A 14,782-nucleotide genomic window follows, 5' to 3' on the forward strand; every position below is an offset into this window, starting at 1 on the left:
TTAAGGAACCAGCCTGATAACACGATATCCTGTATTCACATAAGCACCATTTGCTTTTGATTTCACAAACTCGAACTTAGTAGCCAGCTGTGTCTGAACTTTATTCATTTGCCTGAAGATTTCTCCTTTTTTGTTTTCCCTGGTAAGCATATCATTAACTATGTCAAAACCAATAATGGCATATTTCGGAGGTGTCTTACAATATTTGTTTTTATAAGCCGCAAGAATTTCTTTTTCAAAACTTCCTTCCGTATTGATCTTTCTGTCCATAAGATACACCAGGTTTGCCAAAGCAAGATCATCTACTTTTTTCTCAAAAGCCGGAACATAATGCGTGCTGAAGGCTTTGATTCCCTGAACTTCTTTAGACAATACAATAATCCTGTTGGCAAAAGCTTCTCCGGTCGCATCGTTGTCCGTTGCAAGAACAGCAATTACAGGAGCCGACTGCCCGGTCATCATATTCTGATCAAGCTGTATATCTGATGCTGAATTTACCATGGTAATGTTTGGGTTTTTCAGCATTTTTTCAAGCCCGGCCTTGATGTAGTTGGCATTTTCCTTTTTAGCATCAGCGAGGATATAGATTTTCTGATCAGAATAAGCAGCTTTTACTTCTTCTACAATTTTATCAGCATAGGTCTGATCGTTTGTCTCAATGATAATAAGATTGCTGTAATTGTATAATTCCGGGGAGTTGGCAAAAGGCGCTACAATCGGAATTTTTTGATTTTTGGTAAAGTCGAGAACATCAACAACATTCGACTTGAAGAACGGCCCGATAATCAGGTCGGTATTATCAGGATTTATTTGTGTCAATGAATTTTTGAAGGAAGCTTCATTACCGGAGTCTACAATTTTCACATCTAATTTCAATCCGTTTCCTGCATTTCTTTCAATGGCAAGTTTTGCTCCCGTAAGGAAATCCAGCGCCATTGTTCTGTACTGCGTTTCGCCGGTACTGTACCCGAAAGGCAGCATTACGACAACACTCAGCGCATCTCCGCTTTTTTTCACATACGCAGGATCAAGCTTTTTAATTTTTAAAACCATTCCGGCTTTTAATCCTTTTGATAATTCAGGGTTTAAGGCAATTAATTCATCAATAGAAATTCCGAATTTATTGACAATGGAAAAAACGGTATCTCCCTGCTGAACGGTATAAGTAACATAATCATCAGCATCGGCAGTATTATTTTTTGAGGAACCTTCGTTCCCTGAGTCTACTTTTGCTTTAGAATTGTTTGTTTCTTCAAAAACATCCGCACCGGATTCGTTTCCGGTTGCTGATTTCTTCACTGAAATAATATCGCCAGGTTTCAGGCCTCTCTCTTCAAGCCCCGGATTTAAGGCAAAAAGTTCTTCTTTCGTAAGACTGAACCGTTTTGAAATTTTATAATAATTATCCTTCTGCTGCACAATATATTCTCCTTCAGCAGCTACGACAGCAGGTGTTTCTGTGATTGTCTCTTCAGATTTTACAGATGAAACGGCAACCTGTTGTCCGGCACCATATTTTTTGATGCTTTCAAGAGGCAGGGTAATCTCGTCGCCGATTTTCATATGAGAATCGAGATCGGGATTGAGCTTTCTGAGATCCGTTTCTGAAATCCTGTATTGCTTTGTAATTCCGTAAATGGTCTGTTTCGGCTGAAGCACAATTTTCCCCATTTGTCCGTTTGCGGAACCATTTGTTTTTGTTGAAGATCCCGTTTTATCGTTTTTAACGGTTAAAACTTCTCCGATTGCTATTTTACCATCCTTCACAGAAGGGTTAAGCTTAAGCAATTCATCAACCGTAAGACCGTATTTTTTAGCAATATTATAAGGAGTATCGCCTTTTACAACGGTGTGCGATTTCTGAGCAGACACCCCCAAAACCATACATAAACTGGACAGAATAAAAAACCTCTTTATCATATTGGATCATTATATTTACAAAAATACTTCTTTAAAATTAAATGGCAAGAATTATTAATTTAGACTCGTCTATTTGCATTTCTTCTAAACAAGTCTCAAGCCATGCATTGCCGTGGTCGGCAAAAAAGATACTGAAATTATATACTCTTTCCTGCCAGTTTTTGGAAGGATGCACATCCAGAAACAAGTTTTCAAGCCTTTGAAGCATCTCGTTCTGCTTAATTTTTTCGGCGTGAAGAAGCCTTTTTTTCATTCTTTTAAAAGATTTTAGCTGCCGAATTTCTTCTGCTTTCACCATGTTTCCGAAAGATTTTTCGGTAGTTTCCGCGGCTTCTTTTAGTTCTGAAAACTGCTGCTCCAAAATATTTTCTTTTTCTTCCAGCAATCTTACAATTTCATTGTTATCTAAAATTTTATTATTGGTAATGGCGGTGAAATTCTGAAAAAAATCTTCAATTTTTAAATGCAGCTTTTCAATTTTACCCAAGGTTTTTTTATTCAAAAACAACATGGAATTTCTTGGAATGAGGATCGGAAACGGCAGATTAATTTTGGTAAAATAATCTTTCAACTCCAGCCAATACATGATTTCTGCATTTCCGCCAATGTACGCAAGATTGGGCAATATTGTTTCCTGATAAACGGGACGCAACAACGCATTCGGGCTGAATTTTTCCGGATGATTTTCCAGTTCTTCAAGAATTTCTTCTCTTGTAAATTGTCTATTTTTATCAACAATGATATAATGATTTCCGGTAAAATCAATCCTATCCCTGGTTTCCGTGAGATAAAAGAGATTAATTTCCCGCGGATTGACCTGAACTTTTCCGTACTTTTCCATTAAGAAACCTACTTTTTCTTGTGATTCTTTATACAAACTGAAATTCAAAAGTTCATCTTTGAAGGTTTGTTTCATTTGTGTTTTCAGCTCTTTAGAATCTCCGTCAAGAATAAGCAAGCCAAATTCTGAAAACAGGCGATTGACCAATATCTGAATAGCCTGCGTTAACGTATTACCCGCTTTGTAGGATTCTTTCAGCATTAAAATCAATTCGGTTCCGAAAATATGGTCTTTAAATTCTTTCTCGAATTCTGAAATGAAAAACGTATCGCTTAGAGAAATTCTTCCTACTGCTCCACCAGATTTTTCATTGATTTCATAATAGTTGTTCTCTGTTTTAAAATGATTGATTTCCGCAAAATCATGGTCTTCCGTAGCCATCCAGTATACCGGCACGAAATTGAATTCCGGAAAGTTGTCTTTTAAGTAGGAGCATGTTTTGATGGCCTGCAAAATTTTATACACAAAAAACACAGGCCCTGAAAAAAGATTCAGCTGATGGCCTGTGGTGATTGTAAATGTATTTTCAAGCTTGAGATCTTGTATGTGTTGCTTTTGCTTTGATGAAAGCGTAAGACCTGAAAGCTGGCTTTCAAATGCTGCAGCAAGAATTTCTCTTTGTTTAGAGACAAAAGAATCTTGTTTTTCGTGAATTTTATTTTTAAAGTGTTGTAAAGAAAATGTATTTTCTTCAAAACCTTCAATGTTGTGACTTAAAAAATCCTTTACCAATTGAGGAATACTGGATATTTCCTGAAAAGATATTTTGTTAATTGTTTTCAACCTGATTGAATTTTAGTTGAACAAATACCATACAATCCCGATATTCAGCCTGAAATCGTAAGTTGGATAGCTTGGGAATGCATACGCTTTATTGTGTGAAATAACGGTTCCGATTTGCTGGCCTTCGATGAAAAAGAACATTTTTTTAACCTTCATATTAAAGTAAACATCTGCAATCGGCTGCCCGCCAATAGAGAATGAGCCAGTTCCCGGCAGAATATATTCGTTAAGAATCGGGAAATATTCTCTGGATGCAAATTTTGAGAAGTAATAGACTTTTATCCCGGTTTGTATTTCGGCTGCATTCTTAAATGCTTTTGACTGATAAAAGAAATTGGCACGCCCGATAAATCCCGGCAACGGCAGAAGATCTTTGTTTGTAAGGACATTCTGGAACTGCAGTCTTGTGTTTAAATGGAAATTTCCATAACTGAAAGTCGCATCGCCTCCGATTTGGGAGATATTTACTGAGCTTTCACTTTGTTTCGGCATTGCAGCTGAATCAAAGTACGTGAAATTTTCAACCCTGAAATAATTGGCAAACAATTCTGTGTTGAACCATTTCAGGTTGACACTTCCACCGGCTTCCATAACGGTTTGGTTTTTTGCGTCCTGAAAATAGTAGTTAAAATTGTTGTAAACGGAAGTGTTCAGCAAATAATTGAACGACGGATAAGCGGTCTGAAAGTTCAGCTTAGCATTCACAAAATAGTCTTTTACAGGTTCAAATTTAACATTATTTGCTGTTCTCAGATAGCTTCCAAACTGGCTTCCGTTGGAGAATTCCAAAAATGAGTTGAGCTGGAATTTATTAAATAGCCTGATCTGTAAATTCCCTACAGCCCCAATCCTGTTTTCTTTAATTTCCGTGGGGATCTCAAGCAAAGGCAGAACGATCTGGCCCGAACCTAATTTCAGCATCTGATAACGCACGCCTGCATCAAGCTTAAATTTTTCATTATCCCAAACCAGGCTTACCGTATTGCTGAAATTTTCTGAATATTTTTTTGATGACAAAGGGGCATCTGCAACAAGCTGTTGTGGCGCCTCGTACCAGAATGCTTCCGGTGAATTTTGGGTATAAAAATATTTGTTTCCCTGATGGGAGATGGTATGCCTTATTTTAAAAGGAATTTTTTCGGAATTGAATGGTGCAAACTGATGTGTAAGATAATATCTTCTGTATGAAAACTGAGAGCTTGAAGATTCAAGATTCACCTGCATATTCTGCCTGTTTCTGGAATTGCTGTCTCCGTTTTGAAAAAGGCTGTCTACAGCAATTCCTCCATTTTCCTGATTGTTAATATTCTGGTGGAGATAGTGTGCAAATAATTCATAATTCCCCTTCTTGGAAACATAATGCCCTGTAAACAAGGTATTGTTATTGGAAGCCAGGGAATTCCTGTACATTCCCTGAGATCTCAAACCACTGTATTCTAAAGAAAAATTAAATCTTTTCCCAATATTCTGAGTATAGGAAGACCTTAGAGCTGCCCCATTTTTCATGGCATTATGATAAATAAATGTTGCGGTTGGCGTCTTTACATCGTAATAGTGTATATCATTGACGCCAAGAATACCGTAGGATTTGTTAGCTGGCAACAGTGCCAGATTCTGTTCGGGATTAAGCTCATAAGAAAGAGGATTAAAACCCGCACCAATGTTAGCTACCTGAACTCTCCCAAAATTGTCCCTGTTGTTATATTGCGAAAAGATATAGGTTTTATCGAAATTCATTACCGTATCAAATACCTTCTTCTCTGCGAATTGTGTCTGATACAAATAATCATTAATGGTAGGCTTGAATATTTTTAAGGAATCTTTTTTTCCTGAATCAATGACCAGGGTATCTTCTCCCTTCTTAGGAAGCTGATTTGAATCGGTCTTGTTTTTGACCTGAGCGTTTACCGTAAGGCTGAAGAAGAGTATGATTGAAAGTATATACTTCATGTGCTGATTTTTATACAAAAAAAGCAAGTGCAGATTTTGTAAGGCAAAAATAAGAAAAAAGAAATTGCTAAGTAAGTACCGATAAATGTTAAGAATAAACAATCTATAATTACATACTTAACTAGTTTCTTATTAAAGTCTAAATGATTATTTGCTGGGTTAATAAAAAAGAAAATACTACCTTATTTAAGGCAGTATCTTCTTTTTTATTAATTTATATTAATTAAAATCCTACAAATTTTTCAACTTGATCACCATATGCGCCAACATTAGGAATATAGTAATAAACATTCAATGTCATTTGTCTTGTACAAGGATTAAAACTTGAGACTTTAGATGCACTTGGCCTCAACCAAATAAATCCACCATTGGCAGAACTGAAATACCCTGTATTTTGATCCGCAAATGTAACAGTATATGTAGTTGGATTGTAATTTAACACTAAATCTTTACCTACATCTAAGTAGTCTTTAATCAATAATTGATTAGGAACTGCAGGGTTTTCAACAATTTCTACAGGTGTTCCAGGATTATTCCAGAAAGATTCAGTATTTGTAAAGTTACCTACAAATGAAGTAACCGGACAAGTTAAAGACATATTTAAAGTATAAGTCTGATCAAATCCTGCATTCATTAAAGAAGCAGATTGTAACTTAAATACAGCAGTTTTACCACTTTGTACAGCAGGTGCTTTATAAATTCTGATAGTAAATTCACCACCAGTTTCGCCTGCTGACAAATCATCACTAGCATTATTTAGAATATCAAAGTCTGTTCCTTGAACTGCCGTGGACTTAGAAGCATCGAATACCAGTTTTACAGAATGATTTGATTGAACTGCTTTTAGGGCACCATAACTGATTTTATAATCGCTATAGGTTTGAGAATTGAGAACAAAACCATTACCGCTTACTCCTTTGTTGAAGTTTAGCATGGTATCGCCTTCATAAATGTCCGCTTCTGAATCTTTGCAGGCAAAGAATAATAAACAGCCCATTAATAAATAAAATATATTTTTCATTTTATTAAAATTTAAAAGTTAAAATTAATATCCAGGGTTTTGTTGAATATTTGTATTAGCTTGAGTTTCAGATGTCGGAATTGGATAAGTATATCTGTTTAGATCTGTTAATGTAGCAATAGGATTTAATATATAGATATCAACACCTTGTCTTGTAATAAGCCTTCCGTTTCTTTTTAAGTCAAATAAGCGGCTTCCTTCCCAAGCAAACTCTTTATATCGTTCATCTAAAATTTTAGTAATAGCATCATTCTGATCTGAGAAAGCAATTGATGCACCTGCATTTCTAGCAGTTCTTAGTGTAGAATATGCAGTGAAAGAAGCAACTAAATCCGGAGTAGCTTTTCTTGCATGAGCTTCAGCAAGAATCATGTAAAGATCTGCAACTCTAAATATTTTAACATTATTAATACCAAAGTTACCTGAAGTTCCCGGGTATTTGTTTACAATAAATGTATTGTAAGGATCTGTGGGTGCACCCGCAAAATATCTTGTTCTTCTGAAATCAGACGTTGTAAACTTATTATACAATGTAACACTTGGGTTCCAGTAAATAGCACCTCCACTATTCAAAGCGTTTGTAGTGAAGTATGTTCCCGGAGCAGCAGTAACAGATCCTGGAATACTTGTTTGGAAGAATATTAATTCATTGGTATTAGTATCTGTCCACATAGCCTGAACTGTTGCCAGTGTACTATTTAATGTACTATTGAATGCCAAAGCCTGATTTGCATAAGTGATCGCTTGATCAAAACTACCCATTTCAAGAGCAATATATGCCTGCATAGTTCTAACAGCTGCCTGATTAAATCTATTTTTAACAGTATTAGGTACATTTGCTAATAAAGGATAAGCAGCATTACAATCATCCATAATCGCCTGATAAGTCTCCTGCATAGTAGGTCTTGATGGTCTCGCATAAATGTCATCAGAAGTTACATAAGGAATACCAAGTGCAGACGGATTATACTTCGGAGAGAATGATCTTACCAATAAAAAGTGATTAAATGCTCTTAGCGCTAAAGCTTCACCTCTTAATTGGTTTTTTAAATCAATATCAGCCTGTGTAGTCGCCTGAATTTTATCAAAGTTTATTAATAACTTGTTTGCGCTTGAGATTGAACCATAAGCACCGTACCATACGCTACCAAACTCACCTGTTCCAGAAGTAAAAGTCCATGAATGCACTTCCTTACCCTGACCGTTATTCTGCTGATTGTATTTCAATTCATCTGTTAACAAAGCCTGAGCGTAAATATTAGCACCCATTGGCATTCTTGAATAAGCACCTAATACTACTTGCTCAGAGTTTTTAACAGTTCTGAATACATTTTCTTCAATTACTCCATCCGGATCTAACTGATCGTTAACTAAATCAGTACAACTAATAATACTTAGTGAGCTGATACCTATTAAAAAAAATTTTATTTTATTGATTTTCATAATTTTCAAATTTTAGAAATTTAATTTACAACCAAACGTGATTGTTCTAGAGAACGGATATTCATAAGAACCAATGTTATTACTATCATCTGGATCTAATCCTGTCCATTTAGTCCAAGTATATAGGTTATTTCCAATTGCAAATATATCGATACCATTCATAAATCCTAAGAAATTACCTGCAATATGGTAGTTTAATCTAACCTCCTGTAATCTTAGGAATGAAGCATCTTCAATATCTTTAGAGCTAAACTGTCTTGGATAAAGATAACTTTGGATATCAGTAACCTGACCGGGAGTAGTCCACATGTTATTCATTACAGTAGATTGGTTATATTGTGCGAAGTTAGGGTTCTCCATAAAGTATGACTCGTTATTGAATCTGTAGTACTTAGCTTTATATCTAAAGTTAGCAGTTGCTGTAAAGGATTTGTACTTGAATTCTGCACCGAAACCACCAAATATTTCAGGTTTAAAAGATCCCCAATTAGCAGTTGCGTTGGCATCAGAATATACATTTGTTAAATTACCATTAACATCGTAATACAATGGCTGACCGTTTGAAGAGTCTACACCTCCCCAACCAACTATATAATGAGAACCATAAGGTAATCCTACACGGATGATAGAAGTTCCTTGCTCAAATTCATTTACTCCTCCTAAAGATAGGATCTTATTTTTTACCTGAGTAAAGTTACCGAATAAGCTAAGTGAAGTATCTTTTGTACGAATTACATTTAAATTCAAACTAACTTCGTATCCTCTGTTCTGCATCTCTCCACCATTAAAGTTATTGATTGCAGAAAATCCTGTAGTTCCAGATAAACTATATGTAATATATAAATCAGAAGTTTTTCTGTTATAGTAACTTAAGCTACCTGAAATCCTATTATTCCAAACAGCAAAGTCTACCCCTACGTTTAATTCTTTAGCTACCTCCCATTTGTAATTATCATTTCCCGGAACAGTTGGAACTAAAGTTGTTGCTCCTGCATATGATCCAGTACCATAATATTGCGAAGTCTGATAAGGGCTGATTGATTCAATATCAATTGGGTTACCCGCTTCACCATACGTTACTCTTGGCTTCAATTCATTAATGAAACTAATAGAACTCATAAAGTCTTCTTTATGTAATAACCAAGCTCCCCCTACACCATAGAAAGTTCCCCACTTAAAGTTAGAACCAAAGTTTGATGCACTTTCCCTTCTAATACTACCATTGAAAGAATATTTACCATCATAAACATAGTTTACGTTCCCCATAAATGCAACTCTATGATAATTCGTTTTCCCTCCTGTAACAGACGGAAGAGTATTAGCAGAAACTAAGATACCGGAAGGACTATTATTGTATAAATTATTTAAGCCATATCCTGTGTACCCGAAAGACCTTACAGTTTTATAAAAATATTCATATAAAGCAGTTGCCGATAAATCGTGCTTTTCTGCAAATGTATTTCTATAAGTTAATGAAGTGTTATTAATAATACTTGAAATCTGGCTGTTACCTCTACTTAAAGCACCTGCATTACCTGGTGTAGTTATTGATCCTAAATAAGTGTTTGGATTAGTATATCCTTCTGTGTTGTATGAAGTATGGTCAATCCCCACAAACTGTCTTGCAGAAAGGTTCTTCACGATCTGATAAGTACCAGCTACACTTGATACTATCTTCAGCTCTTTTCTATTTCCAATTCTTGTATTAATTGTTTCCAATGCATTTCCTCCAATTTTTCCTGCTCCTGTATTATATTGACCATTTGGCAAGAAAGGCTCATCACTTGGCGGAGCTAAAAATGTTGCAACAACAGGGTTATTTAAATTAATAGCCCCTTCTGAACTAACATTGTTTCTATCACCATATGCAATAGTATTGTTAAATTGAATTGTAAATTTATCGCTTGGCTTTGCAAACAAGTTGATTACTGCAGAAGTTCTTTCATAATCAGAACCTCTAATGATACCATCCTGGCTTAGATAACCAAGTTGTGTAAAATAATTAAATGTATCAGATCCTCCTGTTACAGCAAAATCATGCTGACTGAAAGTTCCGTTTTGAAAAACCAGCTTTTTCCAGTCAGTATTTCTACCTGAAAGGGTAGCTATATCCTGATCTGTGTAAGGAAGATTTGTATAAGGGTTATTCAATCCTATTCTTCTTCTGAATGTATTCCACTCATTAGAGTTCATCAAAGTAACTTTATCGTTAGCTCTCGTTGAAACCCCAAATTGCCCAGTATAAGTAACCAAGGCTCTTTGTCTTGCACGACCTTTTTTACTTGTTAAAAGAACAACACCTGCACCACCGGAGGCTCCGTATTGAGCGGCAGTAGCAATATCTTTGATAACACCAACTTCTTCAAAAGAGTTAGGATCTAAAAGCTGAAATGCACTTGAAGAAATAGGAACTCCATCTAGAACATATAAAGGAGTAGTAGTTCCGTTGATCGTATTTGTTCCTCTAATATCAACTCTAAAATTAGAAGAACCTGGCTGACCAGAACCAAAAGAAATATCAACCCCAGCCAGCTTACCTGTCAATGCCTGCTGGACAGTAGCACCCGGAGTGCTTTCTATATCTTCAGCTTTAACAGATGCCACATCACTGGTGGTATTTTCTTTTTTCATCTTTGTATAACCTAAGTTAACAATTACTACCTCTTCGATATTTTTGATAGTATCTTTCTTAGGCTTTGTCTTTTGAGCAGTAACCATTTGTCCCCCAATAAAGAACAACACACCTGCACTCAACATACGTAATTTAACATTCATATTAACAAATATTTAATATTATTTTGTGCAAATATGTTAATAAATATTAAAACCGCCAAATTTTTTGAATGAAATTTTATATAAAATAATTATATAACTTAATAATAACATATTTTGTATATATTTGTCAAAAATCGTGTTAAAATGAAAAAATATACTTTAATTGGATTGTTAATTTTCGCTTCTCTTTCTACTACAGCTCAAACTATGGAAGAAAAACGAAAAATCATCAGTCATTCTAATCAAGCCGCCAATGCTATATTATTAAAATCACTAAACACTGAAGAATTTCAGCGTAAAATTAGATTAGAACAATACCTACAACAAAATCCAAATGTTAAAAAAAAAATAAAGTTTGGAGACATGGGGATACAGGAATTAATTGATGTATTACCTAATGGAGAAATAATATACGCAAGAACGGATAATGCAGGCGCTGCTCTTACTGCAAGAGCAAACAAACTATATAATGGGGGAGGATTAGGTATCAATATTCAGGGTCAGAATATGATCGCTGGAGTTTGGGACGGCGGAAATGCATTAAATACACATCAGGAATTTATAGTTGCCGGCGTTAGTAAAATATCTTTAGAAGATGGTACAACTTTCGAGGATCACCCTACGCATGTTGCCGGTACTATTTGCGCCCAAGGATTGAGTTCTTTAGTAAGAGGTGTTGCTTTTAACTCCTCTGTGAAATCTTATGATTGGACGGGAGATCTTTCTGAAATGACAACAGAAGCTTCTAATGGATTATTAGTATCTAACCATTCATATGGAACAGGATCTTTAGGCAGTATATGGTTTTATGGTGCTTATGATTCCAGAGCAAGAACAATTGATAATATCACCTACAACAATCCTTATTACCTTCCTGTTGTTTCTGCAGGAAATGATCGTAATGAAACAACAGCTCCGGGATCATTACAAATTGCGAGCAAAGGAGGATATGATATGATCTTTGGACATGGTAATGCAAAAAATGTTATTACTGTTGCTGCTGTAAACCAAGTTAATACTTATACAGGTCCATCTAGTGTAGACATGTCTTCTTTTAGTAGCTGGGGCCCATCCGACGATGGAAGAATCAAACCTGATATTTCTATGAAGGGTGTATTTGTACGTTCTACATTATCAACTTCCGATACAGCTACAGGTATTGAGTCCGGTACATCAATGGCATCTCCTGGTGTAACGGGAGTGGTATTACTATTACAGCAATATTACAATTCTCTTTACGGAAACTTTATGAGAGCTGCAACGGTAAAGGGACTTATTTTACATACTGCCGATGAAACAGGTGAATTCCCCGGACCTGACTATCAGTTTGGATGGGGACTTATCAATGCTGAAAAAGCTGCAATTGCAATTCGCAATAAAGGAAATGCAAACGGTACTAAAAGTGTTATAGAAGAATTAGCTCTAAATAATGGCGCAACCTTCACAAAAACAATAACAGCAAGTGGATCTTCACCTTTAAAAGCTTCAATTTCATGGACTGATCCTCAAGCACCATCACCGAATAGCGGAACAATAGACCCTCCAACAAAATATCTAGTTAATGATTTAGATATTAAAATTACAAAGGACGGTACTACTTATTACCCATGGAAACTTGAAGGCATGGCTATACCTTCGGAATCAGCAAGCAATAATTCAACAAATAATACTGACAATTTCGAGAGAATTGATATTCAAAATCCTTCAGGCACTTATACAATAACTGTAACTCATAAAGGAACACTAACCGGAGGAAGTCAAAATTTCTCATTAATAACAACCTCAGATAGCCTTTCAACCTTATCAACAGCAGAAGTTAACCCTTCGGACGAAAAAGTAGAATTTTACCCTAATCCAGCTAAGGACTATATTTATTTTAATGAAAAAGGTAATGTAGATATTAAAATTTACGACATTACCGGAAAACTTGTAAAGGATCTGAAAAAAGTAAATAATAAAATAAATGTCACATCGTTAATTAAAGGAAGCTATATAGCAACTTACATTGCTAAAGATGGCAAGAATAAAACCTTTAAGTTCATTAAAGAATAATTATAATAATTTTTATCATGAAAAAAATACTATTCATATTTATATTCATAATTATCCCATACCAAACGCTTTTTTGTCAAATAGCGATAGGAGTAAATGCACAAACTTTTTTCGAAACATTATATTTTAAAAATAATAAATATGAATATAAAGATGTAAAAGGAACTCCATATTTGAATCCTAACTTTCAAATAGCTGATATTGGCAGCTATAAAGACATTCCGACACGCTATAATAGCTATACAGATTCTTTTGAATTTAAAAAAGATGATTTAATATATATAGTTCCAAAGGAAGATAATCTTTCAAAAATTTTTTTTAAAACTACAGGAAAAACATTTATTCTTACAACTTTAGATAATGCAAAAGTGTATTTAGAGCAAGTAAGCAGTAACCCTTTAGTCCTAAAAAAAATAACTACTATTTTCAAAGATTTAAAGAAAGCAAGTTCAAGTTATGAGCAGGATGTACCTCCGAGCTTTGAGAATATTCCTCCTAAATACTATGTTTCTAAAGATGGAAAATTATTTGAACTTTCCAAAAAAAGTGTTTCCTCAAATTTCTCGGAAAAAGAAAAGTCACTTAAAAGTTTTATGAAACAAAATAACCTAAGCTTTGATGAAGAATCTGACTTAGCAAAAATTGCCGATTTTTTATCTAAATAATACAAATAATCATCTGGTCAACATAAATGTTAAATGATGTTGATATAGAAATGATCTTAAGGGATAGTGATTCAGCTATCCTTTTTTTAATTAAAGCATTTATAATTTTATAAATTGCACTAATTGAATTATTAGTGGACTTTTTAAATCTGAGTTTTGCTTAAGTGACCTTTATAATATTGACCATCATTTATTTTATTTAAGTTGATTGATGACCTTCAGATTACAGAGGTATGAGAAGAGATACAAACTACCTCATAAGGTTAATAAAACTTTTACTTAATCCCTTACTTAGTCCCTAGTTTTATTCTTAATTCCAAACATTTTGGGTAATGTGGTCAAGTTTTAGTCAGAAATAATTCGTAATATTTTGCAGTTGATTGGAAGAGTAAGTGAGTAACGCTGAGGAGCAACTTACCAGCAATACAATCGGCGCTGTAACAATAGTTTATAGGATGGTTTTACTATCTTTTTTTGTAAATTATCGGAACAGCTCTATGGCTAAAAAAAACTTTTACGACTTTAGATTTTATAATAAAGATACCATTGGATAAACTTTTTTCCTCCGACTTTTTGTAAGCCCTCGATAAATATTTAGATTGCCTTTTAAATGACCGAAAAAAATTCTATTCCATTAGTTGTTTCTGGATTTTAGGATTCTGCAGCAACAAAAACATATTTGGCAAAGCTTTTTTGATAACCGAAAACATCTTCTCACCATTTTATGCGTGAACTAATATCTTCCGGTTTCTTGTCTGTATGATTTTTTCATTCAAAAATTCTTTATGCTTTTCAGATCAATCCAAAAACTCTTTGATCCAATATTGCTTTTTAACTTCGTTATCAATAAAATGATTTTACAGACAATTTTACGCAACTCAAAACCAGCTACAGATTTTGGATAGGCGGAAAGCCATATCTTGCATATCCTCTGAATATGAGCCAGACATCTCTGAACAGGAACTTTAGGACAAACTTTTCGGATAGCTTCAGTAGAGATTTATAGCCATCGCAGCTGATCCCGCTAGTTTTTATTCCTAAATTCAGAATATCTTCCAAATCCTATTTGAGTTCTTCATCATGTTCTCCGTCCGTAATTCTGTAAAGCTGGGTTTGCTTAAAAACATTTTTCTCTATAAACAACCAGACAGATTTCATTAGAAAAACAGGTACCGCCGATGAATAAATAAACTTCCTTGTTCTGGCTGTAACTGAGTTTTGAGCTTTACTAAGTATCACGTTAAAACACCGCTGAAAAGTACTCACGGAATATCCCGATTCTGCTGAAATCTGCTAAATGATATAAATAAAAAGACCGTTTCGCAATCGTGA

The 14,782-nt window shown here is 34.7% G+C and carries 8 protein-coding genes; 2 read left to right on the forward strand and 6 right to left on the reverse strand.

The window, feature by feature from the left end; translation table 11 throughout:
- The 6 genes from SOP96_RS15830 to SOP96_RS15855 all read right to left on the reverse strand — a co-directional run bounded on the left by SOP96_RS15830 (position 1) and on the right by SOP96_RS15855 (position 10,733).
- Positions 1–1,920, reverse strand: a complete 1,920-nt coding sequence (locus SOP96_RS15830; RefSeq protein ID WP_326321867.1) for an amino acid ABC transporter substrate-binding protein — start codon at positions 1,918–1,920, stop codon at positions 1–3.
- A gap of 37 nt (positions 1,921–1,957) precedes the next feature.
- Positions 1,958–3,544: a bacillithiol biosynthesis cysteine-adding enzyme BshC gene (gene bshC / locus SOP96_RS15835; protein ID WP_326321868.1), complete on the reverse strand. Its 1,587-nt coding sequence runs from the start codon at positions 3,542–3,544 to the stop codon at positions 1,958–1,960.
- Positions 3,545–3,556: 12 nt separating this feature from the next.
- Positions 3,557–5,494: a putative porin gene (locus tag SOP96_RS15840; RefSeq protein WP_326321869.1), complete on the reverse strand. Its 1,938-nt coding sequence runs from the start codon at positions 5,492–5,494 to the stop codon at positions 3,557–3,559.
- A gap of 223 nt (positions 5,495–5,717) precedes the next feature.
- Positions 5,718–6,515, reverse strand: coding sequence for a hypothetical protein (locus tag SOP96_RS15845; protein ID WP_326321870.1), 798 nt, complete (start codon positions 6,513–6,515; stop codon positions 5,718–5,720).
- A 24-nt stretch (positions 6,516–6,539) separates the two neighbouring features.
- Positions 6,540–7,958 (reverse strand): RagB/SusD family nutrient uptake outer membrane protein, encoded by a 1,419-nt coding sequence (locus SOP96_RS15850; protein ID WP_326321871.1) that lies wholly within the window; start codon positions 7,956–7,958, stop codon positions 6,540–6,542.
- A 12-nt stretch (positions 7,959–7,970) separates the two neighbouring features.
- The gene (locus SOP96_RS15855; RefSeq protein WP_326321872.1) at positions 7,971–10,733 is read right to left on the reverse strand and encodes a SusC/RagA family TonB-linked outer membrane protein; all 2,763 of its coding nucleotides are present in this window, start codon (positions 10,731–10,733) and stop codon (positions 7,971–7,973) included.
- A gap of 144 nt (positions 10,734–10,877) precedes the next feature.
- Between SOP96_RS15855 and SOP96_RS15860 the strand changes: the two genes are divergently transcribed.
- Positions 10,878–12,785 (forward strand): S8 family serine peptidase, encoded by a 1,908-nt coding sequence (locus SOP96_RS15860; RefSeq protein ID WP_326321873.1) that lies wholly within the window; start codon positions 10,878–10,880, stop codon positions 12,783–12,785.
- A gap of 17 nt (positions 12,786–12,802) precedes the next feature.
- Complete coding sequence (locus SOP96_RS15865) at positions 12,803–13,450, forward strand: hypothetical protein (protein WP_326321874.1); 648 nt, start codon at positions 12,803–12,805, stop codon at positions 13,448–13,450.
- The last annotated feature ends 1,332 nt before the right edge of the window (positions 13,451–14,782 follow it).

The sequence above is a fragment of the Chryseobacterium salviniae genome (genome assembly GCF_035819015.1).
GTDB lineage: Bacteria > Bacteroidota > Bacteroidia > Flavobacteriales > Weeksellaceae > Chryseobacterium > Chryseobacterium salviniae.

Excerpts from the sequence above, each read along its gene's own strand:
- SOP96_RS15830 (WP_326321867.1), bottom strand. The coding sequence starts at position 1,920 with ATGATAAAGAGGTTTTTTATTCTGTCCAGTTTATGTATGGTTTTGGGG.
- SOP96_RS15840 (WP_326321869.1), bottom strand. The coding sequence starts at position 5,494 with ATGAAGTATATACTTTCAATCATACTCTTCTTCAGCCTTACGGTAAAC.
- SOP96_RS15845 (WP_326321870.1), bottom strand. The coding sequence starts at position 6,515 with ATGAAAAATATATTTTATTTATTAATGGGCTGTTTATTATTCTTTGCC.
- SOP96_RS15850 (WP_326321871.1), bottom strand. The coding sequence starts at position 7,958 with ATGAAAATCAATAAAATAAAATTTTTTTTAATAGGTATCAGCTCACTA.
- SOP96_RS15855 (WP_326321872.1), bottom strand. The coding sequence starts at position 10,733 with ATGAATGTTAAATTACGTATGTTGAGTGCAGGTGTGTTGTTCTTTATT.
- SOP96_RS15860 (WP_326321873.1), top strand. The coding sequence starts at position 10,878 with ATGAAAAAATATACTTTAATTGGATTGTTAATTTTCGCTTCTCTTTCT.
- SOP96_RS15865 (WP_326321874.1), top strand. The coding sequence starts at position 12,803 with ATGAAAAAAATACTATTCATATTTATATTCATAATTATCCCATACCAA.